19 protein-coding genes and 2 pseudogenes are annotated in these 25,048 nt (G+C 71.8%); 12 read left to right on the top strand and 9 right to left on the bottom strand.

Annotated features, from left to right (window positions below; translation table 11 throughout):
* Positions 1 to 204: 204 nt before the first annotated feature.
* On the top strand, positions 205 to 507 hold the full coding sequence (locus OV079_RS39725; protein ID WP_267774878.1) for a helix-turn-helix transcriptional regulator: 303 nt from the start codon (positions 205 to 207) through the stop codon (positions 505 to 507).
* A 52-nt stretch (positions 508 to 559) separates the two neighbouring features.
* Here the strand turns inward: OV079_RS39725 and OV079_RS39720 are convergent, their stop codons facing one another.
* On the bottom strand, positions 560 to 1,291 hold the full coding sequence (locus tag OV079_RS39720) for a HEAT repeat domain-containing protein (RefSeq protein ID WP_267774877.1): 732 nt from the start codon (positions 1,289 to 1,291) through the stop codon (positions 560 to 562).
* Positions 1,288 to 2,837, bottom strand: a pseudogene (locus OV079_RS39715) (IgGFc-binding protein). The gene OV079_RS39720 and the pseudogene OV079_RS39715 overlap by 4 nt, the downstream one beginning before the upstream one ends.
* A gap of 801 nt (positions 2,838 to 3,638) precedes the next feature.
* On the opposite strand from OV079_RS39715, the gene OV079_RS39705 reads away from it, so the two are divergent.
* Positions 3,639 to 4,739 (top strand): hypothetical protein, encoded by a 1,101-nt coding sequence (locus tag OV079_RS39705; RefSeq protein WP_267774873.1) that lies wholly within the window; start codon positions 3,639 to 3,641, stop codon positions 4,737 to 4,739.
* Positions 4,740 to 4,884: 145 nt separating this feature from the next.
* Here the strand turns inward: OV079_RS39705 and OV079_RS39700 are convergent, their stop codons facing one another.
* Together OV079_RS39700 and OV079_RS39695 are read right to left on the bottom strand one after the other, a co-directional pair.
* Positions 4,885 to 5,406 carry a GNAT family N-acetyltransferase gene (locus OV079_RS39700; protein ID WP_267774872.1) on the bottom strand — a complete coding sequence of 174 codons (522 nt, stop codon included), beginning with the start codon at positions 5,404 to 5,406 and terminating at the stop codon, positions 4,885 to 4,887.
* The gene (locus OV079_RS39695; protein ID WP_267774871.1) at positions 5,403 to 6,125 is read right to left on the bottom strand and encodes an SIR2 family NAD-dependent protein deacylase; all 723 of its coding nucleotides are present in this window, start codon (positions 6,123 to 6,125) and stop codon (positions 5,403 to 5,405) included. The genes OV079_RS39700 and OV079_RS39695 overlap by 4 nt, the downstream gene beginning before the upstream one ends.
* 798 nt (positions 6,126 to 6,923) lie before the next feature.
* Between OV079_RS39695 and OV079_RS39690 the strand changes: the two genes are divergently transcribed.
* The 4 genes and pseudogenes from OV079_RS39690 to OV079_RS39675 all read left to right on the top strand — a co-directional run bounded on the left by OV079_RS39690 (position 6,924) and on the right by OV079_RS39675 (position 11,363).
* The gene (locus OV079_RS39690) at positions 6,924 to 7,808 is read left to right on the top strand and encodes an STAS domain-containing protein (RefSeq protein ID WP_267774870.1); all 885 of its coding nucleotides are present in this window, start codon (positions 6,924 to 6,926) and stop codon (positions 7,806 to 7,808) included.
* A 398-nt stretch (positions 7,809 to 8,206) separates the two neighbouring features.
* A pseudogene (locus OV079_RS59375) lies at positions 8,207 to 9,729 on the top strand (amino acid adenylation domain-containing protein); the annotation flags it as partial.
* A gap of 72 nt (positions 9,730 to 9,801) precedes the next feature.
* Positions 9,802 to 10,191 carry a phosphopantetheine-binding protein gene (locus OV079_RS59370; RefSeq protein ID WP_420829579.1) on the top strand — a complete coding sequence of 130 codons (390 nt, stop codon included), beginning with the start codon at positions 9,802 to 9,804 and terminating at the stop codon, positions 10,189 to 10,191.
* Positions 10,182 to 11,363, top strand: coding sequence for an SDR family oxidoreductase (locus tag OV079_RS39675; protein ID WP_267774866.1), 1,182 nt, complete (start codon positions 10,182 to 10,184; stop codon positions 11,361 to 11,363). Before OV079_RS59370 ends, OV079_RS39675 begins: the two co-directional genes overlap by 10 nt.
* A gap of 59 nt (positions 11,364 to 11,422) precedes the next feature.
* Here the strand turns inward: OV079_RS39675 and pyrC are convergent, their stop codons facing one another.
* The 3 genes from pyrC to OV079_RS39660 form a co-directional block, all read right to left on the bottom strand.
* Positions 11,423 to 12,463 (bottom strand): dihydroorotase, encoded by a 1,041-nt coding sequence (gene pyrC / locus OV079_RS39670; RefSeq protein WP_420829578.1) that lies wholly within the window; start codon positions 12,461 to 12,463, stop codon positions 11,423 to 11,425.
* A 241-nt stretch (positions 12,464 to 12,704) separates the two neighbouring features.
* Complete coding sequence (locus OV079_RS39665) at positions 12,705 to 14,855, bottom strand: tetratricopeptide repeat protein (protein WP_267774863.1); 2,151 nt, start codon at positions 14,853 to 14,855, stop codon at positions 12,705 to 12,707.
* A gap of 489 nt (positions 14,856 to 15,344) precedes the next feature.
* Positions 15,345 to 16,508: a PI-PLC domain-containing protein gene (locus tag OV079_RS39660; protein ID WP_267774862.1), complete on the bottom strand. Its 1,164-nt coding sequence runs from the start codon at positions 16,506 to 16,508 to the stop codon at positions 15,345 to 15,347.
* Positions 16,509 to 17,362: 854 nt separating this feature from the next.
* On the opposite strand from OV079_RS39660, the gene ku reads away from it, so the two are divergent.
* The 4 genes from ku to ligD are packed head-to-tail and all read left to right on the top strand — an operon-like array spanning position 17,363 to position 21,159.
* Positions 17,363 to 18,301, top strand: a complete 939-nt coding sequence (gene ku / locus OV079_RS39655) for a non-homologous end joining protein Ku (RefSeq protein WP_267774861.1) — start codon at positions 17,363 to 17,365, stop codon at positions 18,299 to 18,301.
* A complete protein-coding gene (locus OV079_RS39650) occupies positions 18,301 to 19,449 on the top strand; it encodes a DNA polymerase ligase N-terminal domain-containing protein (RefSeq protein WP_267774860.1) in 1,149 nt (382 codons plus the stop codon). Before ku ends, OV079_RS39650 begins: the two co-directional genes overlap by 1 nt.
* Complete coding sequence (locus tag OV079_RS39645) at positions 19,355 to 19,888, top strand: ATP-dependent DNA ligase (protein ID WP_276604049.1); 534 nt, start codon at positions 19,355 to 19,357, stop codon at positions 19,886 to 19,888. Before OV079_RS39650 ends, OV079_RS39645 begins: the two co-directional genes overlap by 95 nt.
* On the top strand, positions 19,831 to 21,159 hold the full coding sequence (ligD, locus tag OV079_RS39640) for a DNA ligase D (protein ID WP_267778757.1): 1,329 nt from the start codon (positions 19,831 to 19,833) through the stop codon (positions 21,157 to 21,159). The genes OV079_RS39645 and ligD overlap by 58 nt, the downstream gene beginning before the upstream one ends.
* Positions 21,160 to 21,235: 76 nt before the next feature.
* On the opposite strand, the gene OV079_RS39635 is transcribed toward ligD, so the two are convergent.
* Complete coding sequence (locus tag OV079_RS39635; protein WP_267774859.1) at positions 21,236 to 21,538, bottom strand: polyhydroxyalkanoic acid system family protein; 303 nt, start codon at positions 21,536 to 21,538, stop codon at positions 21,236 to 21,238.
* A 253-nt stretch (positions 21,539 to 21,791) separates the two neighbouring features.
* On the opposite strand from OV079_RS39635, the gene OV079_RS39630 reads away from it, so the two are divergent.
* Positions 21,792 to 23,063 carry a hypothetical protein gene (locus OV079_RS39630; RefSeq protein WP_267774858.1) on the top strand — a complete coding sequence of 424 codons (1,272 nt, stop codon included), beginning with the start codon at positions 21,792 to 21,794 and terminating at the stop codon, positions 23,061 to 23,063.
* Positions 23,064 to 23,336: 273 nt separating this feature from the next.
* The gene (locus OV079_RS39625) at positions 23,337 to 24,521 is read left to right on the top strand and encodes a class I SAM-dependent rRNA methyltransferase (protein ID WP_267774857.1); all 1,185 of its coding nucleotides are present in this window, start codon (positions 23,337 to 23,339) and stop codon (positions 24,519 to 24,521) included.
* Positions 24,522 to 24,685: 164 nt separating this feature from the next.
* On the opposite strand, the gene OV079_RS39620 is transcribed toward OV079_RS39625, so the two are convergent.
* On the bottom strand, positions 24,686 to 25,018 hold the full coding sequence (locus OV079_RS39620) for an FKBP-type peptidyl-prolyl cis-trans isomerase (RefSeq protein ID WP_267774856.1): 333 nt from the start codon (positions 25,016 to 25,018) through the stop codon (positions 24,686 to 24,688).
* Positions 25,019 to 25,048 lie beyond the last annotated feature (30 nt).

Genomic DNA, 25,048 nt, shown 5'->3' with positions numbered 1-25,048 from the left:
GCGCACGCACTGAGCGACTTGCGCCCGTCGATAAGCGCATTCGAGTTCACCTTTCGCGACGACTCCATTCGCGTGCGCCGGCGTCTTGGCGCCCGTGAGCGACGAGTGTGCAGTGCGATGCGCATGCTCTCGGTCGTGCGGGGGCCTCGCCGTTGACGCCTCCAGCCCCTTGCCGCAACATCGAAGACCCTCTGGATGCTTCCGATGATGAGCGAACTCATGCCCGACAACCCAGACAGCTGGACCTTCCTTACCAATCACGCGCACGTTTTGCTGTGCCTGGCGCAAGACCCAGAGATTCGTTTGTGCGATGTCGCGGCCGAAGTCGGCCTCACCGAACGCGGCGTCCAGCGGATCGTCAAGGAACTGGCGACCTCGGGTTACATCACGCGCGAACGGAACGGCCGTCGGAATCGCTATTTGGTGCATCAGCGCCAGCCGCTGCGCCGCTCGATCGCCCGCCACCGCCAGGTCGGGGACCTGCTGCAGCTCATCGTTCAGCGGTGAGTCTCTTGAAGATCGTCACCGCCGTTTCATGACTCCGAGGTCGCGTCGCTGCCTATGACCCATCGAGCCGGTGACGTCGGCGCTGGGCGCCTGTCCCCAGTTCGCGCTGACGCAGCACCCGACGGGCCTCGAAGCCCTCGCCTCCGGGTTCGGAGCAGGCGGCCAGCGCAGCGGCGTCGGTGAGCACGGGTGGGGGGTTCGCTTCGACGGCCGCGGCTTCGGCGAACCAGTGGTCGTAGTTGCCGGCCCGGTCGGCGAGATCGCGGCACAGCGCCTCGGGCTCGAGCGCCTCGGTGAAGCCGGCGAGCTCGCCGTCGTCGACCCAGCCGGAGCGGAACGCCAATTCGTACGCGAATGCGGGCAGTCCGGCGGCCGCCGATGCGTGAACGACGGCGACCGTGCGCGCCTTGCTGGCGGCGATCGCCGACCATTCGCCGTAGTGTGTCCAGTAGCCGACGATTCGCTGGACCGCCTTGGCGGCGGTGCGGCGGACGTCGGCGTGGGGATCGGCGACCGCCAGTTCGCGGAGGCGGTGGACGAAGGTCGGGTCGGCGCACCAGCCGAGCGAGCGGACCGCCTGGGCGCGGGCGAACGGGTGCGGGTCGTCGGTGCCCTCGCGCAGCGCCGCGATCGCGGCCGGGTGCGGGCGCTGGCCGAGCGAGCGGTAGATGCGGGCGCGGACCGAGAAGTTGGGGTCGCTCTCCCACCGCAGCAGCGACGGGATGTAGAGGCGACCGGCCGTCTTCATGCTCCACGCCTGCGAGTGACGCCCGCGAAAGTTCATCCGCGGGAAGTCGGCGAGCGGCTGACTCGTGACCAGCTCCGGCAGGCCGGCCGGCCGGGCCGCGGCGACCGCCGCGATCTCGCGGGCGCAGCCCGGTTCGAGCCAGCGAGCGGCGGCGAAGCAGGCGTTCGCCTCGATCGTCCAGCCCTCGGCCTCGCGCGCGCGACCGGCCGCGAGCCAGCGCTCGGGTGATTCGAGGGCCGCGAGGTACTCGCGCCAGCGGGCCGACGACAACCAGGACCCACCGTCGCCGCCGTACATCTGCAGGCGGAGGTAGACCGCGCCGGCCATGCCGCGCAGCCGCTCGTCGCCGTCGTAAGGACGGTCCCACGATTCGAGGGTCGCGCGCTCGGGCGGCGGGACGTCCTTCCAGTTCTTGGCCAGCTTGCGCGCGGTCTCGGCGGCGACACGGGACCGATATGTCTCATAGGACAGGAACGGTTCGCCCAGCGGATGGCCCTGCGCGAACCACAGGGCGTCGCCCGGGTACGCGCCCAGCCTGGCCTCGACGAGCGCGCGCAGGTCCATCGCTCAGCCCGGGGGTTGGGGTTGATCTTGCCGGTGCCGGTGCCGCCCAGATAGGCGTAGGAGTCGTGCTGGTCGTAGCCGACGATGATGACCTGGAACGGCGAGTCGCCGCCGTCGAACACGTGCACCCCGTCGGGGCAGGTGATGCGGGCGACCTCGTAGCCGCTGGCGCCGACGGGGTTGAACTCGGCGTCGGAGATCGCGACGCCGTCCATGGTGATGGGGGCGCCGACCGGGCGCGTGACGACCGCGACGTCGGTGATCCAGGTGCCGGGCACGAGGACGACGTAGCGCGGCAGGTACTGCTCGACCGGGGCCATCTGCACCATCGCCGGGTCGCCGATCGAGCTGCCGAACGCCTCGGCGCCGACCATGTAGCCGTAGACCGCGATCGGCTTGTCGGCGATGACCTCGAAGTCACCGGGCTCGCTCGCGGGGCCGGTGGCGTAGAACTCGCTCATCTGGTTGGCGTTGAGCACGAAGTTGGTGGCGGGGATGCCGGTCACGCCGGCGTCGGCGTGGATGGTGACGTTGGTGTTGGCCTCGGAGGCGTAGATCTGCCACAGCGTGTTCTCGGGCGCGCCGCCGTTGCGGATCGGCATGCGCGAGGCGATGAAGTGCTTGCCCCACTGGCGCACGCCGGCCAGCTGCTCCTCCATGTGGTCGCAGCAGCAGGTCGACTCGGGGATGAGCGCGCACTCCTGACCGGCGAACACGGCGACGGGGTGGTTCTCGTTGCTGTTGATCTTGGTGCCGGTCATGCTGTCGGGGATCGACTGCACCGCGACCGAGAGCACGTCGCCCTCGTTGAGCGGGACCGTGAACGGGGCCCCGGGGCGCCCTGCGGCACGCTCGGGCCCGCCGCCGTCACCACGCTCGGCTCGACCTGCACCATCGTGCCGTCGACCGTGGCGATCACGGTGACGTAGCTGTGCTGGAAGCCGTTGGTGTTGTCGTACATCGACTTCCACGCGGTGACGCGGTTGATCGTGTCGAGCGCGGCCGCGGGGTAGAGCATGGCGGCGTCGGACAGGAACGACGAGGCGCCGTCGACCGGGTTGAACTGGTAGGCGACGACCGGGACGTCGGAGGTGACGCGGTACGAGCCGCCCGGGTTGACGCCGGAGTCGTCGATGTGGCGGTCGGGCAGGTTGAAGGTGAAGAGCGACAGCGGCGCGACCGCCTGCGGCCCGCCGACCGGGCTCCACACCCCGCCGTTCTTGACCTCGACGACCACGTTGGCGGAGGCCGCGAGCTGCACGTTGGCGACGGCGATCGCGTACTGCGAGGTCTCGACCGAGTCGTGCGAGTCCATGTCGACGGCGTAGAAGCGGCAGCCCACGGTGCTCTTGCCGGCCGACGCCTGGTCGCACGTCTCGGGGATGATCGGCCCCTCGTCCGGTCCGCCGAAGTCGGGCTGCATCTCGTTGCCGAAGTCGAACTTCGGGGTCGAGTCGCTGCTCACGGAGGTCGCCTCGGTCGGCCCCGCCGGCGTGGTGGTGCTGCCGCCCGTGCTGGTGGGCCCGCTCGCGGACTCGGTGCCGGGCTCTTCGGTGGTCGGGCTGCCGGTCGGGCCGAGGCTGGCGATCGAGGACACGCCGGTGACCGGAGCGGAGGTCTCGTTGCGGCCGTCGTCGCTGCAGGCAGCGAGCAGGAGCAGGAACGAGCCGAGAGGAGCGAGCCGCGGAGAAACGATGTGCATGCGTAGAACCTCGAGCGGAGCTTCACGATAGGACCCGCACCCACCCGCGCGGGCGAGGTGCGGGCGCGAGTTCTCACACGGCCGCGCGGGCGCCACGCTCGCGTACGATGACGGGGCATGACCCCCGCCGTCAGGTATCGACCCCCGCATGCGTGCGGGCTCCTCCTGATCGCCTCGGCCTGCGCGGGGGGCCGCCCCACCGGCGATACGACCGCGAATTCGTCGACCTCGACGACCTCCGCGACCACGACCACGACGACCGCGAGCGCGACCACGAGCGCGGCACCGACGACGTCGAGTTCGACCTCGACGACGCGCGACGCGAGCACGAGCGACGCGACTTCGACCACGGAGGTCGCGACCACGGCGATCACCACCGGCCCGGGCGAATGCGCCCCGGTCACCAGCGAGGTCTTCACGCTCGCGCAGGACGTGCTGCTCGCGTGCGGGGCGATGGCGGCGGTCGACGTGTTCGACGTGCCGCTGCCCCACCGCGGCCCGGCGGTCGCCCGCGCGACGCTGACGATCGAGCACACGCAGGCGGTGCCGGTGATCCACTTCTGGAACGCGACCGTGCGGGTCGGCGAGTCGCAGTACGGCTTCGGGATCGGCGACGACCTGTGCAGCGGCTATCAGCCGGTCACCAAGCAGAACCTCGGCTACGGCGTGCTCACCGATACGAGCGACCGCGTGAAGGTGCCGATGTACCAGGGCTCCGCGCCGTGCACCGACGGCGCGCTGGCGGTCCGCGCCGGCTCGACGCTGACGCTGTGGTACGCCGACCCGACGCCCGGCTGCGAGCGCGTGGCCTACACCAGCTGGTACGCGACGCAGGGCTTCGAGGCGACCTACGTGTGGCAGACGATGATGAGCCCGATCCTCGCGCTGGCGATCGACACGCCGCCGGGGACGCAGGCGCTGCTGATGTCGGTGGTCGAGGGCAGCCCCGACAAGAACCCCAACGCGGTGTGCGGGGCCGAGACCCAGACCCTCGTCAGTCAGCTGCGCGACGGCGGCGCGGTGCTCCACCAGGCCGAGATGCTGCTGCCGGCCTCGGGCGGCCAGGGCCACCTGGTGCTCGCCAACGAGGCGCTGCTGCCCGGCGCCGGCCCCCACGCGGTCGACCTCGCCGTCGGCGCCAACGTGTTCGACAGCGCCGTCCGCACCGGCGGCTGCTGCGGCGACGCGGCCCTGTTCGCGGTGTTCGTCCCGGAGTGACCTATCTTTCAGTTTATGTCCGTTCCGACATGACCTGAAAGCCAGTCTCGAGGCTCGACCTGCAGTTCGCCGACATCGTCACCCTCGCGACGAGCCAGGGCCGAGCTCGCTGCGACGAATCGATCGCCGCAGCGCCCTGAGCAGTTTATGCGGACGTTCGCGACAGGCTGTAATAGCGGTGCGGCAGGTCGGCGCGCTCGAAGTCGAATCGATAGACCAGCCCGGCGCGCTCGAGCACGCGGCGGGAGCCGAGGTTCTCGGTCCAGGTGTATCCACACACCTCGGGCAGCCTCAGCGCCGCGAGCGCCAGCTGGACCAGGGCGACCGCGGCCTCGGTGGCCAGGCCGCGGCGCCACACCTGCGGGGTGAATCCGTAGAGGATCTCCACGCTCCCGCGGCCGCCGGCGTCGGTCGGAGCCAGGCCGGCGTAGCCGCAGGCGACGTCGCCTTCGCGGAGGGTGTAGACGCCGTGGCCGCGGTCCGGCCACATCGCCAGCAGGCGATCGATCTTCGCGTCGATCTGCGCCGGCGTGCGCGGGCCGCCGAGCGTCGCCGCGACGGCCGGGTCCTGCCACAGCGCGCGGTAGAACGGGCGGTCGTCGGCGGTGATGCGAGCGCCCCGGAGGCGCGCGGTGGCCAGCGTCTCGGGGGCGCGCGCCGCGGTCACGCCAGCAGCTCCGCGTCGCCGTCGGCCAGCCGCGCGAGCATCTCGGTCGCCGGCCCGCGCAGGTGGACGTCGTAGAGGTGCGAGGCGGGGGTCTCGTCGGGGTTGATCTCGACGCGCACGGCCCCGGCCTTGCGCGCGTACTCGGGCAGATAGGCGGCGGGGTAGACCACGGCCGAGGTGCCGATCGAGACGAACAGGTCGCAGCCCTCGATCGCGGCCTGGGCGGCGTCGAGGATCGGCGCGTGCAGATGGTCGCCGAACCACACGATGTCGGGCCGCCACCAGCCGCCGCAGCCGTCGCAGCGCAGCTCCTCGCGGACCACGTGGCCGTCCTGCTGCTTGACGTGGCACCGGTCGCAGCGGACGCGCCACAGGTTGCCGTGGAGCTCGCAGATCTCGCGGCTGCCGGCTTGCGCGTGCAGACCGTCGATGTTCTGGGTGACCACGGTGACGCGAGCCGAGCGCTCACCGGCGCGGGCGACGATGTGGTACCCGCGGTTCGGCGAGCAGGCGGCCACCAGGCCGCGGCGGTAGTTGTGAAACTCCCACACTGCCGCGGGATCGCGGACGAACGCCTCCTGGCAGGCGTAACGGCGATAGTCGTATTCCTTCCAGATCCCCCCGGCCCCGCGATACGTGGGCACGCCGCTCTCGGCCGACATACCGGCGCCGGTGAAGAACACGATGCGCTTGAAATCGCGCAAATGTGGGCCTGACATGATGGAGATGGTATCGATACCCACGCCGCGGGGCGAGCCGCGTGAGGATGACAGGGGGACGCTCGCTCCGCCGCGCGAGCGTGCTCGGAGGCCGCGAGGCGCCCGCGACGCCGCCGCTGAGCCCGCCGGACGCGAGCGTGACCGCGCGGTGTTGGAACGGGGAGGCGGTGCGAGCGACGCCCACGGCGACGAACGGCGGAGATCGACACATCCGGTGATTCGCCGGAGAACCGGGTTCTGTCCTGGCATTTTCCCGGAGCCCGGACCGTACGGAGGCGAGCTCACGGGTTTGCCTGGTCTGCGCTCTCGAGCGCGACGACGATCCGGACGAGCCGGATGCCGCCGTATGATCAGTGCGATTTGGTCGTTCGCGTCGCTGCCACCATATCACACAGGGGATGAGACAGCGTTCGCTCAACTTTCGCGGCTCGGCGCCCGCTGCGGGCGGGAGCGGCGGCCTCGCCGCCGAGCGCCCGAGAGCGGCGATTCTGCGGCGTTGCGGCATCCTTGGCGGCGAGCGCAACGCCTGCAGTCCCATTCGCAGGCTCGTTGAAACCTGTTCAATGTCTGTTCAAACATGTGCGAACAGACATGCATTGTACTGCGCAGAACAATGTATTGATCATAACACCGTATGTACGATGATACCGCCGCGACACCGACCTCGCGCGGAAGCGACCCGCGTAGGCGCCTGCGCGACCGCAAGGAGCGCTGTTCACCAATCGCGGGGGGCTGGTCAGCGCGAAGCCGGCTATATAACCTGGATTGTGGCCCGCACGCCGGGTCGGAGCGGCTCCGATGAACGACAAAAGCGCCTCCAACCACCCGGAATCCGACACCGAGATCCAGGCCCTGCGGCGGCGCGTGGCGGAGTTGGAGCAGACCGTCGCGGCGCTCGAGCAGGAGCGCGACGTGTTCAAACACGTCGTGCATCACGCGCCCGCCTTCATCTCGCGGATGACCCCGGACGGGCGGATGATCTACGCCAACGCCACCTGCGAGCGGCTGATCGGCAAGACGACCGAGCAGATCGCGGGCACCAACATCATGCCGCTGCTGTACCCGGGCGACCTGTACCCCGCGGTCCAGGAGTACTTCAAGATCGCGGCCGAGGGCGGGGACGTCAGCGACTACGAGCTGACGATCGAGTCGCACACCGGCGAGCGCCGGGTCCTGGCGTGGAACTCGTATCACCGCTTCGGGGCCGACGGCTCGCTGCAGGAGGTGGTGTCGTTCGGGGTCGACGTCACCGACCGCAAGCGGGAGGAGGACGAGCGCCGCCGGCTGCAGGAGGAGGTGATCGCGGTGCAGGCGGCGACGCTGGCCGAGCTGTCGACGCCGCTGATCCCGATCAGCGCCAAGATCGTCGCCATGCCGCTGATCGGCTCGGTCGACGCGGCGCGGGCCCAGCGGATCATCGACACCCTGCTTTCGGGTATCAGCGAGGCCCGGGCCAGCACGGCGATCCTCGACATCACCGGCGTGGCCGTGGTCGACACGCAGGTGGCCGACGCGCTGCTGAAGGCCGCTCGCGCGGTGCGGCTGCTCGGGGCCGAGGTGATCCTCACGGGGATCCGCCCCGACGTCGCGCAGACTTTGGTCAACCTCGGGACGAATCTCGAGGGCATCGTCACTCGCGCGACCCTGCAGAGCGGCATCGCCTTCGCCATGCAGCAAGGCTGACGCCGCTGTCAGTACATTCTTGGGGTGGCTCCACCCCCGGTACGCCGCGGGGTCGAATCGACCCGGGACGTCGTGCGTACATTCGTCGGACGGCCGACGGCGGGGGCTTGCGGCCGCTTTCGGCGCTGCGCGAGGCGCGGGCCGATGTGTGGCGCTCGCCGCTGGTGTGGTGATTGCCACAGACGCATGAGTGGAATCAGGCGCGTGCAATAGTAACAAAGTGGCAAAAGTGCTCACCCACACGTCGGTCACCCGCGGACGACATGGGTCCGCCCGCGGGCACGAAAATTGTGCATGATTAAATCATAGTAGTCTATATAATCAAGACAGGATCAAGACGCTGGGACGGCCGTGTCTAGCGCGCGCCGTCGTGACCTCGATTCGCCGGAGGACCGAGAATGAACGAGTTTGACGCCCGCCCCATCGACGCAGCGTGGACCGGCGGCTTTTCCCCATATCCGAACGCGGAGGGGCTCGCGGAGCTGCTGGCCCGCCACGTTCGCAGCCGCCCGGACGCGCTGGCCGTCGATGCCGGCGAGGAGCGGCTGTCCTACGCGGAGCTCGACCGTCGCGCCAGCCAGATGGCGCACGCGCTGAAGGTCGCCGGCGTCGGCCTGGAGACGCCTGTCGGGGTCTTCATGAGTCCTCGCATCGAGCAGATCGTCGCCCAGGTGGCGATCTGCCTGGTCGGGGGCACCTACGTCCCGCTCGACCCCGATTATCCGCGGGAGCGGCTGGAGTTCATGATCGCCGACGCCGGGGTCGAATTGGTCCTCACCGACCGCCGACATTTCGGGCTGGCATTGGGCGGCCGGCGCGAGCTGTGCGTCGACCGCGAGCGCCTGCGATTCGAACGCAACCCGCCGACCTTCCTGCGGGTCCAAGGCGGCCCCGAGCAGCGCACGCACATCCTCTACACCTCCGGCTCGACCGGCAGGCCCAAGGGCATCGAGATCGTCGCCCGCGGGGTCAGCCGCCTCGTGCTCTGCACCAACTACGTGCAGTTCGAACCGACCGACCGGGTCGCGCAGATCGCCAACTTCTCGTTCGACGCCGCCATCTTCGAGGTCTGGGGCGCGCTCCTCAACGGCGCCGCGATTGTCCTCATCCCCCGCCGCCGCGCCCTCGACCCCCACGATTGCGGTCCGAGCTGGCGGCCCGCGGCGTCACGGTGATGTTCCTGACCACCGCCCTGTTCAACCTGGTCGCCGGCGTCTGCCCCGACGCGTTCGCGTCCCTGCGCTACCTCCTGGTCGGCGGCGAGAAGCTCAACGCCGAGGCGATCCGCGCGGTCCTGGAGGCCGCCCCGCCGCAGCACCTGCTGAACGGCTACGGCCCGACCGAGAGCACCACCTTCGCGGTCACCTGCGAGCTCGACCGGGAGCGCGCGGCCGGCCTGAACGTGCCGATCGGGCGCCCGATCAGCAACACCCTGACCTTCATCCTCGACGAGCAGCAGCGGCCGGTCGGCGTCGGCGAGCTCGGCGAGCTCTACATCGGCGGCGACGGCCTGGCCCGCGGCTATCTGAACCGCCCCGAGCTCACCGCCGAGCGCTTCGTCTCACTGGCAGGATTGACAGGTGACGCGCCGATTCGCCTGTACCGCACCGGCGACCAGGTCCGCTGGCGCCCCGACGGCCTCGTCGAATTCGTCGGACGCACCGATTTTCAGGTCAAGATCCGCGGTCATCGCATCGAGCTCGAGGAGATCGAGGCAGCCCTGCTCGCCAGCGGGATGGTCACGACGACGGCCGTCACGGTGCAGGAGAGCCCGAGCGGCGACAAATCGCTGGTGGCCCACGTGGTCCCGAAGGATCGCGCCGACTTCCGGGCCTCGCTGCTGCAGGAGCACCTGCAACAGCGGCTGCCGCGATTCATGGTACCGTCGCGGTTCGTCGAGCTGGACGCCCTGCCCCTCAACGCCAACGGCAAGGTCGACCGCAAGGCGCTCGTCGCCGGTCAGGCGCATTCGGGGGTCTTCAGCCTCAATGCGATGCTCGCGGTCACGCACGATCCGCTGACCGGCGAGCTGGCGACCATGTGGGCCGACCTCCTCGGCGTGCCGGTGGTCCTGCCCGAGGACGACTTCTTCCGCCTCGGCGGCAACTCGCTGCTGGCCGCCCGCCTGGTCCTGCGCGTGCGCGACGTGTACCGGGTCCGCTTCCCGGTCTACGCGCTGTACGAGGCCGGCACGCTGCGCGAGTTCGCGGCCCAGCGCGGCGAGCGCTGCGCGGCGACGCGATCCACGGCGCCGCGGAGGTCGGGCCGGAGACGTGGCAGGCAGACGCCCGCATCCCCGACGACGTCCGCGAGCTCATCGTCCGCGCGGCCCGGCAGCCGCGCCCGGCGGCCGACGCCTGGCGCACCGGCGAGGTGCTCCTGACCGGCGCGACCGGCTTCCTCGGCGCCTTCCTGCTGCGCGACCTGCTGACGCACACGCAGGCCCGCGCGCACTGCCTGGTGCGCGCGGCGGACCCGGCGGCGGGGCTGGCCCGCGTGAAGCAGGCGCTGGCCAAGTACGGCCTGTGGCAGCCGCAGTTCGCCGCGCGCATCGACGCCGTCCCCGGCGACCTCGCCGCGCCGCGCCTGGGCCTCGACGAGGCGACCTTCGCCGCGCTCGCCGGGCGCGTCGACGCGGTCCTCCACGCCGGCGCGCAGGTCAACTACGTCCAGCCCTACGCGGCCCACCGCGCGGCCAACGTCGGCGGCACGCTCGAGGTGCTGCGATTCGCCGCCACCGGCCGGCTCAAGCCGGTGCACCACGTGTCGTCGATCGCGGTGTTCGGCCCGAGCGGGTTCTTCGGCGGCAAGCGGGTGGTCCGCGAGGACGACTCGATCGACGACCACCTGCAGTACCTTCAGCTCGACATCGGCTACACCGCCAGCAAGTGGGTCGCCGAGAAGGCGGTGTGGTCGGCGGGCGCGCTCGGCCTGCCGGTCACGGTCTACCGCCCGGGCTTCATCATGGGCGACAGCCGCAGCGGGGCCGGCAACGCCGACGACTTCGTCGGCCGCTCGGTGCGCGGGGCGGTGCAGATCGGCGGGTACCCGGACCTGCCGCGGCAGCGCAAGGAGTTCGTGCCGGTCGACTTCGTCAGCCGGGCGATCCTCCACATCGCCGGCGCCGCGGGCACGCAGGGTCGCGCCTATCACCTGGTCCCGCCCGAGCTGCGCCAGTCGCCGGACCTGGGCCAGTTCTTCGCCATGATCTGCGAGTTCGGCTACCCGCTGGCGCAGTGGACCTACGCGCAATGGGTCGACCGCGCCGTCCAGGACAGCCGCGAGCGCGACAACCCGCTGTGCTCGCTGCTGCCGATGCTGTTCGAGCGGGTCTACCGCGACGAGCTGACCCGCTGGGAGCTCTACGAGGACATGCCGCAGTACGACACCAGCAACACCACCGAGGCGCTCGCCGGCAGCGGCGTCCGCTTCGTCGCCCTCGACCGGGCCCTGATCGCCAAGTACCTCCGCTACTGGATCGCCACCGGCCAGCTCCCGCCCGTCCGCGCCCACGAGGGCGGCCGCGGCGGCGAGCACCTGCTCGCCGGCCGGTGACATGTCCATCAGTGCATGTCCATCGGAACATGCCCCGATGGACATGCCCTTGAACATGTTCAATCGACCATGCGCCAGGCGAGCCGCTCGCCGGCGCGCAGCGGCACCAGCTCGTCGTGGCCGAAGGGATAGGCGGCCGGGACCTCCCAGGTCGCCCGCTCGAGCCGCACCTTGTCGCGGTTCACCGGCAGGTCGTAGAAGCGCGGGCCGAACTCGCTGGCGAAGCCCTGCAGCCGGTCGAGCGCCCCGGCGCGCTCGAACGCCTCGGCGTACAGCTCGAGCGCCGCGTGGGCGGTGAAGATGCCGGCGCAGCCGCAGGCGCTCTCCTTGGCCCGGCGCGGGTGCGGGGCGCTGTCGGTGCCGAGGAAGAACTTCGGCTCGCCGCTGGTCGCGGCCTCGACCAGCGCCTCGCGGTGGCGCTCGCGCTTCAGCACCGGCAGGCAGTAGTAGTGCGGGCACACCCCGCCGGTGAACATGGCGTTGCGGCTGTAGAGCAGGTGGTGCGCGGTGATCGTCGCGGCCACGCGCGGGCCGGCGGCGCGGACGAAGGCGACCGCCTCGGCGGTGGTGATGTGCTCGACGACCACGCGCAGGTCGGGCAGGCGCCCCAGCAGCGGCGCGAGCTGGCGCTCCAGGAACACCGCCTCGCGGTCGAACACGTCGACGCCCGGGTCGGTGACCTCGCCGTGGACCAGCAGCGGCAGGCCGACCTGCTGCATGGCCTCGAGGACAGGGAACACCCGCGAAAGGTCGGTCACGCCCGACTGCGAGTTGGTGGTCGCGCCGGCCGGGTACAGCTTGACGCCGTGGACGAAGCCGCAGTCGCGGGCGCGGGCGACCTCCTCCGCCGGCGTCGCGTCGGTGAGGTACAGCGTCATCAGCGGCGTGAACCGCCCGGCCAGCGCCGGCGGCACCGCGGCCGTGATGCGCTCGCGGTAGGCCGCCGCGTCCTCGACCCGCGTGACCGGCGGCTTCAGGTTGGGCATCACGATCGCCCGCGCGAACTGCCGCGCGGTGTGGGCCACCGCGTCGGCGAGCACGACGCCGTCGCGCAGGTGGAGGTGCCAATCGTCGGGGCGGACAAGCTCGAGCGCGTCGATCACGGCGCCAAGAGGTATCACGCGCCCGGGCCCCGGCGCAGCCCCGGCTGAATCGCCGCCCGGGGCCGTCGCACGGGCGAGCGCGGGCGCCGCGCGGCGGCCCGGGCGACACGTCCGCCCGGACATGTCGAGACATGTCTTTTTCGACATGTCTCTCGAGACACTCCTGCCGGCCGCGGCGTCAGCTCCAGCAGTCTGCCGGCCGCTCGAGCCGCAGCGCGCCGACCTGCGATCCTGCTGCCTACGCCGGCGGCTGCAGCAACGCCCCGAGCTCGCGCTCGCCGGCCGACAGCAGGATCGCCACCTCTTGCAGGCCTGCCGCGTGCTCCGTCCGCGGCGCCAGCCGCTCCGCCAGCTCGGTGAACGCGCGGCGGTTCCGCTGCAGCCCGAGCGGCGAGCCCTTGTCGCGGTTGAACACCACCGAGTCGCGCAGCAGCGTCACCGCCTCGGCGTCGCGCCCGAGCAGCGCCAGCACCTGCGACAGCCCCTCCGTCGTCTGCGCCAGGCCGGTCAGGTCGCCGAGCTGGGTCTGCACCTCCGCCGCCGCGTCGAAGCGCTGCTTGGCCGCCTCGGTCCGCCCCGCCCGCAGCTCGAGGCAGCCCATCGTCTCCCACACGCGCCCGAGCTCGCGGACCTCGCCGAGGTCGCGATAGGCGCGCTCGGCCGCCCGCGCGTGGTCGAGCCCCATCTCGAAGCCCTCCGCCTCGCGCCCGGCCCGCAGCTGGGCGTGCAGCGGCAGGCGGGCGAACAGGTGCTCGGTCTCCGCGAGCTCGCGCAGGGCCACTGGGTCGCTGTTGACGTGCGGGTCGAACACCTTGCGCGACTGCCGGAGCAGCTGCAGCGCGCGCCCCGGATCGCCCATGCGCACGAGCACCGCCGCCTGGTCGTTGAGCAGGCACGCCGCGCCGATCGCGTCGCCCGCGGCCTGCAGCATGCTCCCGGCCGCGACCAGCTCGGCGTGCGCGCGCTCCAGCGAGCGCGGGTCGCCGAGGTCGAAGCACACCCCGGCGATCGCCTGCGCCAGGTCGGCCGCCAGCACCACCGGGGCGTCGGCGCCGAGCTCGGCGCGCGCGCTGTCGAGGGTCGCCTGCGCCTGCGTCAGCGTGAACCCGAACTCGTAGCCCGCCGACTGCCACTGCAGCCGCCCGAGCTCGATCAGCGCCTGCACCCGGAGCAGCCGCCGCGTCGCGCTGGCCGGCAGCGTCGCCAGCAGCGACAGGGCGTTCTGGGCGTGCTGCGCCGCGGCCTGCGGCGCCCCCATCTCCGCGGCCTTGCGCGCCGCCTCGCACAGGTGCTGCGCCGCCGCGTCGAACTCGCCCGCCAGGCGCATGTGCTCGGCCGCCCGCGCCTCGTCGACCAGCGGGTCCTCCAGCCGCGTCGGCACCACCCGCGACGGCGCCCCCCAGCCGGCTGGATCGGCCTCGTCTGGCCCCGGCTCGGCGGCCGGCGCCGCGAAGATCGTCTTGCGCCGCGCCGGCGACCAGCCCGCCGGGCGCTCCTCGACCTGCTCTTTCGCACCTGTCTCCGCGGACACATTGGCGCTCGTCGCCCGCAGCCCCTTCAACGAGCTCGCCCCCAGCGACACGTCGATCGGCCCCGACCGCTCGCCCTTGCGCGGCACGGTCCACTTCGGAGCGTCGGTCGCGGCGCCGCCTGTCCCTGCGGACACCTCCGTCGATTCGGCAGCACCTGTCCCCGCGGACACGTCACCGCTCGCCGCCACACCTGACTCTTCGGACATCTGCGAGGTATCCGCGCCCGCCGGCGGAGCGGCGCCGATGTCGTGAGTGACGCCACCGCCGGCCATCTCGCTGGCGACCTGCGCGGCGAGGCCGGTGTCGTCGACGAGGTCGACGACCTCGGCCGAGAGGTCGATGATCTCGGCGACGTGGGCGGCGCTGGGGATCTTCCCGCGCGGCTTGGGCACGGGCGGCCGCGGGGGCCTTGCGCCCGCGACTTCTTCGCCGGCGCGCGCGCCAAGCAAGCGCCCGAGCTTGCGGTGCCACGCCTGCGCCAGCGACGGCATCAGCGACGTCGACAGGGCCGTCAGCGCCGACGTCGGCAGCGAGAACCGCCCCTCGCCGCGATCTTCGACCGGCAGGCCGAGGTCGGTCGCCTGCTGCAGCAGCTCCAGCACCACCAGGGGCTCGAGCGACAGCAGGTCGGCGACGATCCGCGTCTCGAAGCCCGGCCCGACAAGCGCGCCCGCCCGCAGCACCCGCAGCACCTCGGGCGGCAGCGTGCGCCACTGGATCGCCTGCGCCTCGCCGGAGGGCGGCTCCTCCCCGCGCAGCACCCCCGCCGCGTCGCGCGTCCGCACCGCCAGCAGCAGCTCGGCCGCCGCCTCCTTCGGCTCGCCGTGGAACACCAGCACCAGCGGCATTGCAGCCACCCCTGCCGCCGCACGATCTGGGTCAGCGCCGCCAGCGTCGCCTCGTCGGCCTGCTCGACCGCGTCGAACACCACGACCCACCGCGAACCTGGCTGCCCGGCCAGGTGATTCCACAGCTCGACCAGCACCGCCTCGGTGGCGCGCTCGGGCGCCTCGCCGAACAGCGTGCGCCGGCGCAGCGACTTCGACCGGTCCGGCGGCTTCGGCCGCGCCTCGCCGAGGATCGCCTCGGTCAGTCGGCGCGCCTCGAGCAGCGGCCGGAGGGCGGCCGGCGCCACCTCGCAGCTGACCCGCAGCAGCTGCAGGTCGGGCGGCGGATCGGGCAAGCGCCCGCGCACCGCCGTCGCCAGTCGATCCCGCACACGCTGCCAGAGTCGCCCGGAGTCGCGCTCGTCGTGAGTCATGCCGCCCGAGCTTACCGGAGCCGCGCGCCCGCGTCGCGTGGCCTGCCGACCTCGCTCGTCGTCGCACCTGTCCTTCGAGACATCCTCACCAGCCGTCGGCGACCCCGCCGACGCCGGCCCCGAGCGAGGTCAGGGCCAGATCGGCCGCCACCACCGGCCCTCCCGGGGTCGCCGTCGGCGCCACGAACAGCAGCGGCAGCGAGCCCGCCCCGTGCGACGCCGCCGCCAGTCCCACATGTGTCAGCGGCTGCGCGAAGCAGTGCTCGGCGATCGCCGTCCACGCCGCCCCGTCGCTCGACCCGAGCCCGCGCACGCAGGTGCCGTCGGCCCTCCGCTCGAGCCGCACGAACGCCGGCGACTCGCCCGTCAACCCCGGCACGCCGGCGAACTCGAACGCCTCGGTGCCCGCGCCGGTCGCCTCGCGCAGCTGCACCCGCAGCGGGTGATCGTCGGCGGGCCGACAGATCGCCAGGTACGCCGCGTCGGCCTGAAGCCCCGCGCGGGCCGCCAGACACGCCTTGGCCCACGGCTCGACGTGGCTGTTCGGCGCGGCGATCCCCGCCGTCCACGCGACCTCGCCCGCGCCGATCTCCATCGCCGCGAACAGCCCCTCGTCGCTGCTGTCCCACAGGTCGCCCGAGTCGACCGTCAATGTCACGATCGCCGCCGACTCGCTCGCCGGCGCCTCGCAGACGTCGATGCATTCGAACGGCCACCCCTGCGGCCCCGCCGTGTTCGCCCACGGATCTTCGCCGCGGTTGATCTGGTTGGTGGCGATGTGATGCACCCCTGTGCCCGCCGCCGCCGCCCACGCGTCCTCGTCGTCCACCACCCACACGCGGCTGACCATCCCGGCCGCCCGCACCGCGCCGGCCACTGCCACGTCGCCGAGCTCGAGGTTGTGCACGATCGCCTCCGGATGCGTGAACAGGTCCCGCGCGTCGCTCAGGCCCGGGGCGACGAAGGCCGCGCGCGCCCCGGCGTCGGCGCCGACGTAGGTCGCCAGCGGTCCGGACGGGTCGACGAGGTCGCCGCCGGTGAGCATCACGATCACGCGCCCGCGCCAGCTCTCGAGGTGCGGCCACGTGCACCCGCGGGTCGTCACCGCCTCCTGCAGCGTCGTCGCCCCCGGGCAGGCCGCGAGCAGCTCCGCCGGTCGCACCAGCGCCTCGGCGAACGCGGCCTCGAGCAGCGCGTCGAGGTCCTCCGGCTGGTGCCCGGCGCCGAAGTATTCTTTAGATCGATCCACAGCGTGACGACCTCGTGCTCGGGCACCGCGCGGGCGAACGCCGCCACCTGATCGAGGCACTGCGACAGGGTGCGACAGTGCGTGTCGTCGTCGATCACGTCGATGTGATAGACGAACCAATCGCCGGTCAGCGCCGACTCGAACGCCTTGCTCGTGAAGATGTCGAACTCGAGCGAGCGGATCCGGTGGTACACGAGTTGATCGAAGAGCGCCTCGTGCCGCTGGAACGCGTTGTGCGACGATTTCTGCCGCACCTCGTGATAACGCGGGCCGCTCGCCTCGGCCCCCGTGGTCGCGTCCTCCGTCGTCGCGTCCCCCGTCGTCGCGTCCTCCGTCGTCTCCGAGGTCGTCACGGTCGAGCTCGTCGAAGAGCTCGTCGCGGTCGAGCTCGTCGGCTCGGCCGTCCCCGAGCTCGTGGTCCCCGGCGCCTGGCTCGTCGTCGGCGCCGCGCTCGCGGTCGTCGTGCTCGCGCCGGTGCCCGACTCGCTCCCGCCGGCGGTCGCTCCCGGGGCGCCGCCGCAGGCCGACAGGACGACGGGGAAAAACCATGCGGGGCGGAGCATGCAGCGAGCTGACCGCCACCGGGTCGCCCGTGTCAAGCCGACCTGTCCCCGGGGACATCTCATTCGCATCGCGAGGCCGTGGCCTCGCCGCCGCCTCCGCGACCGCCGCAGCGCCTGCAGGGCCCGCGGGCGTGATCACCGCCCTGGGCCTCGGGGCCCTGCCGCCGCGCTGAGCCTGCTCGCGTCGGCATCTCTCGAACTCGCCGCGGACGCGAGCATTGGTCAAGCCTCGGCCGCCTCCGACAGGCCGGGCGGCTTGACAGCGCGGCCTCGCGCGCTAACAAGCCCGGCATGGCGGCCAGAGCAATTTGGGAAGGAACCATCGGCTTCGGTCTCGTGCAGATCCCCGTCGGGCTGTACTCCGCCGAATCGCGGGACGAGCTCAATTTCGACCTGCTCGACAAGCGCGACATGTCGCCCGTCGGCTATCAGCGGTACAACCGCGAGACCGGCGAGCCGGTCGATTGGGACGACATCGTCAAGGGCTACGCCGTCAAGAAGGGCGAGTACGTGATCCTCGAGAACGAGGACTTCAAGCGCGCCAACGTCAAGGCGACCCAGACCGTCGACATCGTCCAGTTCACCGACGCCGAGGCGATCGACCCGACCTACTTCGAGAAGCCGTACTACCTGGTGCCCGGCAAGCGCGGCGCCAAGCCGTACGTGCTGCTGCGCGAGGCGCTGCGCAAGTCGGGCAAGGTCGGCATCGCCCGGGTCGTCATCCGCACCCGCGAGAGTTTGGCGGCGGTGATGGTCAAGGACGACGCCCTCGTGCTCGAGCTGCTGCGCTACGCGCACGAGCTGCACTCGCTCGAGGATTACGACCTCCCGACCGGCAAGGACGCCCCGAAGATCTCCGCGCCCGAGCTCAAGATGGCCGAGCGGCTCATCGACGAGATGACCGCCGAGTTCAAGCCGGAGGAGTTCAAGGACACCTACCGCGACGAGCTCCTGGCCTTCATCAAGCGCAAGTGGAAGGGCGAGGAGGTCGAGGAGGTCGACGTCGAGGCCGAGGCGCCGGCGACCAACGTGGTCGACATGATGGCGCTGCTCAAGAAGAGCCTCCAGGGCGGCGGCAAGGCCTCCGCCGAGGCGACCGACAAGCAGAAGAACAAGCCCAAGCGCACCGCGGCTCGTAACCCGCGCCCGGCGAAGGCCAAGAAGGCCGCCGCCACCAACCGCAAGAAGACGGCCAAGCGGGCCAAGACCTCCCGCCGAAAGGCGGCCTGATGTCGCTCGCGCGCTACCATCGGAAGCGCGACTTCACCGTCACGTCGGAGCCGCGCGGGAAGTCGCCGAAGCGCCGCTCGCAGGGCGAGTTCATCATCCACAAGCACGCCGCGCGGCGCCTGCACTACGACATCCGGCTCGAGCTCGACGGCGTGCTCAAGAGCTGGGCCTGTCCCAAGGGGCCGAGCCTCGACCCGCACGACAAGCGGCTCGCGGTCCACGTCGAGGACCACCCGCTCGAGTACGGCGAGTTCGAGGGCACCATCCCGCAGGGCGAGTACGGCGGCGGCTCCGTGGTCCTGTGGGATCGCGGCCGCTGGTACCCCGAAGGCGACGCCCGCGCCGACTACCGCGCCGGCAAGCTCAAGTTCCGCTTCGACGGCCACAAGCTGCAGGGCGCCTACACCCTCGTGCGCATGCACGGCCGCCGCGACGACGACCACGACAACTGGCTGCTGATCAAGGAGGACGACGAGGAGGCCAGCGACGACGGCGAGGCCCTCGTGCGCGACCGACCCGAGAGCGTCGTCAGCGGCCGCACGGTCGAGGAGATCGCCGCCGGCGAGCCGGCCAAGAAAAGCCGCGCAAGACCACCAACAAGAAGGCCGCGGACAAGCCGAGCAACAAGTCGACGCGAGGCGTCGGCGGCAACAAGCCGGCCAAGCGCGACGCCGCCAACGCTGCGGTCAAGGCGGTCGCCAGGAAGCCCGCGACCAAGAAGAAGTCGGCCGCGAAAAATCCGACGAACTTGCGCGCCTGCCGACCGCGAAGAAGACCACCAAGAAGAAGTCGGCCAAGAAGAAGTCCGACGAACCCGCGCGCCTGACCACGGCCAAAAAGGCGACCAAGAAGAAGTCGGCCAAGAAGAAGACCGACGAACCCGCGCGCCTGTCGACGACGAAGAAGACCAGCAAGAAAACGGCGAGCAAGAAGACCGCGGCCAAGAAGACCACCAAGCGCCCGCGCGCGGCCAAGAAGAAGTCCGCCAAGAAGCGCCCCACCTCCGGCAAGAAATCACCCGAGCGCCCGCTCCCCGCGCGCGTCGCCCCGCAGCTGGCCACCCTCGTCGAAAAGGTCCCGGCCGGCGACGAATGGTGCCACGAGATCAAGTTCGACGGTTACCGCCTGCTCGCGCGCCTCGAAGGTGACGACATTCGCCTGATCACCCGCGGCGAGCAGGACTGGACCGAGCGGCTCGGCCCGCTCGCCAAATCATTGCAGCAGCGCTTCGGCGACCACCAGGCCCTCGTCGACGGCGAGCTGGTCCACGTCGACGAGGACGGCCTGACCCACTTCGGCCCGCTGCAGGCCGCGCTGGCGGCCGAGCGCCCCGACGAGCTCGTGTTCTACGCGTTCGACCTGCTGTGGCTCGACGGCCACGACCTGCGCGCCCTGCCGCTGCTGGGGCGCAAAGAGCTGCTCGCCGAGCTGCTCCTCCGAGGACGCCCCCGGGCGCGTGCGCCTGTCCGAGCACATCGTCGGCGGCGGCGAAGAGCTGCTCGCGCGCCTGCTCCCTCGGCCTCGAGGGCATCATCGCCAAGCGCGCCGACGCCCCCTACAAGAGCGGCCGCACCCGCGACTGGTTGAAGATCAAGTGCGGCCGCCGCCAGGAGGTCGTCGTCGGCGGCTACGCGACCGCGCGCAGCGGCCCGCGGGCCCTCGGCGCCCTGCTGGTCGGCGTGTTCGACGACGACGGCAAGCTGCAATACGCCGGCAAGGTCGGCACCGGCTTCGACTTCGCCGAGGCGGAGCGCCTCAAGAAATTGCTCGCAACCAGGGAGACCTCGCACTCGCCGTTCGCGGCCCGTCTGCCCACCGGCCTCGGCGACGTTCACTTCGTCCGCCCCGAGGTCGTGGTCGAGGTCCGCTTCGGCGAGTGGACCCGCGACGACCGCATCCGCCACGCCGTCTACGAGGGCGTGCGCGAGGACAAGCGGCCGAAGCAGGTCCTCCGCGAGGCCCCCGCACGGGCCCCCGACAGCACCGGCGGCCTCGAGGTCCTCGGCGTCCCGCTGTCGAACCCGAAGCGCCTGCTGTGGCCGGACGACGGCATCACCAAGCGCGACCTCGCCGAGTATTATGAAAAGATCGCCGAGTGGATCCTCCCGCAGGTCGCCGATCGTCCGCTCAGCCTGGTGCGCTGCCCCGACGGCATCGGCAAGCCGTGCTTCTTCCAGCGCCACATGAAGCACGACCTGCCCGCCGGCATCCAGGCGATCGACCTCGACGACGACGACGAGCCGGCCTACGTCTACGTCCGCGACGCTCGCGGCCTGATCGGCCTGGCGCAGATCGGCGCGCTCGAGCTGCACGCCTGGGGCGCCAAGGTCGCCGACCCCGACGCCCCCGACCGCATGGTCCTCGACCTCGACCCGGCCGAGGATGTCCCGTGGGACATGGTCAAGGAGCAGCCGTGGCCATGCGCGAGCGCCTGGCCCAGCTCGACCTCGACAGCTTTAAAGACTACCGGCGGCAAGGGGCTGCACGTGGTCGTCCCGATGACCGCGGGTCGCCAGAGCTGGGCCGAGGTCAAGGCGTTCGCCCGCGGGATCGCCCGCGAGTTCAGCGCGGCCGACCCCGAGCACTTCGTCGACGTCGCGGCCAAGCACAAGCGCCGCGGCAAGATCTACGTCGATTACCTCCGCAACGACCGCAAGGCCACCAGCGTGGCCGCCTACTCGCCGCGCGCTCGCCCCGGCGCCTCGGTGTCCGTCCCGCTGCGCTGGGACGAGCTGGCCGGCCTGACCACGCCCCAGGCCTACGACCTCGAGAGCACCGTCGCCCGCCTCGCCAAGCTGCGCAGCGATCCCTGGCGCGAGCGGCGCGCGTGCGCCAGGCCCTCACCGCCGCCCGTCTGAAGGCGGTCGCCGCCGAGCTTTGAGCGCAAAAAACTCCGGGACCTGTCCCGAAGAACATTGTCTATTGTCCACCGCGCTATCGCAGCAGGCGGTCGAGCTCGTCCTGGATCTTGCCCTCGACCGCGCCCCGGAACCCGCGCAGCACCAGCGGCAGGTCGATCTCCACGCGCACGCTGGTGTCGTCGACGCTGACCGTCCCCGAGGTCCCGCGCGCCGCGCCGCGCGGCGTGTCGAAGTTCAATTGATCGCCCCTCCAGTGCCAGCGGATCCCCAGCTTCGCCTCCATGCTGAGGGCCAGGGACTCCGTCTTCTGCCGCGCCATCGCCTTCCCCAGGGCGTTCGAGCGGCGGATGCTGATGTTGGCCATGACCTGCAGCATGACTCGAGACCTCCGCTCGACCACCGCGGATCCCCGTCACGCTCCGCCCTCCTCCGACGCGTCTCACACTGCTCCGCGGCCCGCCTGAACCTGCGCCGATCGGCCGCTTTGCGCCGTCCGCGCCCGCAGCACGGCCGTCCGCACGCGCGTGCGAACGCCGGCGCGCCCGCGCAGGCCCGGTCGCGCCTGCGGATGCGCGCCGTCGCCCGGCGCTCCCCGGCGGCGGCGCGGGCGTGGTAGAAGGCGCCCCGTCATGCGCCTCGCTGTCCCGAAGTTCCAGTTCCGCTTCGTGCCCTCGCTCGGCCACGTCATCCACCCCGGCAACTTCCACCCGGTCGGCGTCCAGCGCTCGGCCGAGGCGCTGGTCGACCGCGCCGCCGCCAGCGGCCTGTCGCGCGCGGGCGGCGAGCCGGGCGCCTGGTTGGTGGTCGGCGGCTCGGGCGGCTTCGGCAGCGCCGCGCGTGTGGTCTTGGGGACATGTCTCGGAGCACATACGCTGAACGTCTCCTACGACCCGGCGCCGCAGCCCGAGAGCTCCAACAAGCTGCGCAAGATCGGCTCGCCCGGGTTCCACCGCACTCTGGCGATTGAGCGGCGCCTGCGGGCGCGCGGCACGACGCACCGCACGGTGCTCGGCGACGCGTTCGACCCGGCCGTGCTGGCGGCCGCGATCCAGGAGATCCGCGCGCACTTCGGCGGCAAGCTGCACGGCCTGGTGTGGGCGCTCGCGGCCCCGCGGGCGACCGACCCGCGCACCGGCAAGCCGGTCCAGAGCGCCCTCAAGCCGCTCGGCAAGCCGGCCACCGTGCGCACCTTCAGCGGCCGCGGCGAGACGCCCGAGGACGCGCCGAAGCTGGTCGAGCTCGAGCTGCCGCCGGGCAGCCCCGAGGAGGCGGTGAACACCCAGTTCGTCATGGGCGGGCGGATCGTCGAGCAGTGGATCGAGGCGCTGCTGCAGCAGGACCTGCTGGCGCCCGGCTTCACGCTGGCGACCATCTCGTACCGCGGCAACCCGCTCAACGCCGCCGTCTACCGCAACGGCCTGATCGGCCTCGCCAAGGCCGACCTCGAGTTCTACACCCGGGCGATCGACGCGGTCCTGCGCGCGCGCGTGAACGGCCGCGCCGTGGCCGTCGAGGGCCCCGCGGTCGTCACCGAGGCGTCCGGCGGGATCCCCGGCGTCCCCTATTACATGGCCCTCGTCCGCGACGTCCTCGGCGACCGCTTCGAGGACCCGCTCGCCTCCATGCTCCGCCTGTTCCGCGACAAGCTGCCCGCCGGCGGCGAGCCCGTGGTCGACGCCGAGGGCCTGGTCCGCCTCGACGACGTCGAGCTCGACGAGTCCGTCCAGGCCGAGCTCTCGCGGCGCTTCTTCGCCGGCAAGCCCGGCGACCCGTTCGACCCCGAGCTCTACCAGAGCTTCATGGACGAGTACGCCCGCACCCGCGGCTTCTCGATCCCCGGCGTCGACTACGGCGCCGAGTTCGACACCGACGAGGTCTGCCGCGCCGAGCCGGCTGCCTGATCGGGCATGTTCTGAAAGACATGCCCGCAAGGGCATGTTCGTCGGGCCATGCCCTAACGACCCGCGCGGCCGCAGTCGACCTGCGGCCAGCCACGAAATGCCCGCCCTTCGGTGCATGTCTCCCCTGCGTTGAGCAGCAGGTCCCGGCGCGAGCCGCCCCGGAGCGCTCCGCGCCGGCCCCCGACCCCAGCGCCGCTCTGCTCACGTCGCAGTCGCTCGCGCCTCCGCGAGTCCGAATCCCCTGCGCGCGAGATCGCGTAGACTCCGCCTCGCGTGCCCGCCGTCCTCGTCCCTGACCGCCTCACCCGCCACGTCGCAGCCGGCCACCCGTGGCTGTACGTCGACGCCGTCCCCGAGGTCGTCGGCGCCCGCACCGGGGACTTCGTCACCTTGCTCGGTCAGGGTCGGCGACCGATCGGTCACGCCCTGTTCGACGCCGACTCGCCGATCGCCCTGCGCGTCGTCGGCACCCGCAAGGACGAGCAGCCCGGGCCCGCGTTGTGGCGCCGGCGCATCGAGGCCGCCTGGCGCCTGCGCCAGACCACCCTCGACCTCGCCGCCACCGACGCCTTCCGCGTCCTGCACGGCGAGGGCGACCGCCTGCCGGGCGTCGTCGTCGACCTCTACGCCGGCTGCGCCGTGCTCAAGCTCGACACCCCGGCCTGGCTGCCGCACCTCGGCGACCTCACCGAGGCGATCGTCGACGTCGTCCGCCCGCGCTCGCTGTGGTTCAAGGGCCTGAGCGGCCAGCGCGGCGGCGACGACGTGCCCGGGGCCCAGCGCCCGCGCGTGCTCGCCGGCGAAGCCCCGCCGGAGCGCGTCGAGATCTGCGAGCACGGCATGCGCATGCACGTCGACGTCCGGCGCGGCCAGAAGACCGGCATGTTCCTCGACCAGCGCGAGAACCGGCGCCTCATCCGCCAGGTCGCGCGCGGCCGCCAGACGCTCAACCTGTTCTCGTACACCGGCGGCTTCTCGCTGGCCGCCGCGCTCGGCGGGGCCCCGCGGGTCACCAGCGTCGACCTCGCGCGCAACGCCGTCGACGCCGCGCGCGACAACTTCGCCCTCAACGACCTCGACCCGGCCGCGCACGGCTTCGTCGCCGCCGACGCCTTCGCCTTTCTCGAGGACACCGCCGGCACGACCTACGACCTCGTCGTCGTCGACCCGCCCTCGTTCGCGCCGAACCACAAGTCCGTGCGCGCCGCCGAGGCCGCATACGCGAGGCTCAACGCCAGCGCCCTGCGCCAGGTCCGTCCCGGCGGCCTGCTCGCCGCCGCCAAGCTGTTCGAGCCATGTCCCGATGGACATGTTTTTAAAATTCTCAGCGAGTCGGCGCGGCAGGCCCGGCGCCCGCTGCGGCTGCTCGAGGTGCGCCACGAGCCGCCCGACCACCCGTCCCCGCTGCACTTCCCCGAGGGTCGCTACCTCAAGTTCGTGCTCGCCCTCGCCGAGTAGCGTCAGCCCTCGCCGCCTCGCGAGCGCGACCTCAAGGTCGCGCGAGCGCTCGCCGAGCTGCGTCAGCCTCGTCGCTCCGCGAGCGCAACCTCAAAGTCGCGCGAGCGCTCGCCTCGCCGCCTCCTCGCTCGCAACCTCGGTCGCGCGGCTCACCGCGCTTCGAGTCACTTCACAGCCAGCAGCTCGACCTCGAACAGCAGATCCGCGCGCGGCGGGATCACGTCGGAGAACCCGCGGCGGCCGTAGCCGAGGTGCTGCGGGATCGTCAGGCGGCGTTTGCCGCCGACCTTCATGCCGACCACGCCCTGGTCCCAGCCCTTGATCACGTCGCCGGCGCCGAGCTGGAAGTTGAACGGGCGCCCGCGGTCCAGCGAGCTGTCGAACTTCTTGCCGCCCTCGACCAGCCAGCCGGTGTAATGCACGCTGACCTGCTTGCCCGGCTCCGCCGTCTCGCCGGTGCCCACCACGATGTCTTCGATCTGCAGCTCTTCGGCCATGACCGAGCCTAGCGCACCTGCCCCGGCCTG

The sequence above is a fragment of the Nannocystis pusilla genome (genome assembly GCF_026626665.1).
GTDB lineage: Bacteria > Myxococcota_A > Polyangia > Nannocystales > Nannocystaceae > Nannocystis > Nannocystis pusilla.
The sequence above is the reverse complement of the archived record's forward strand: the minus strand, read 5'-3'. Positions and strand labels throughout refer to the sequence as shown.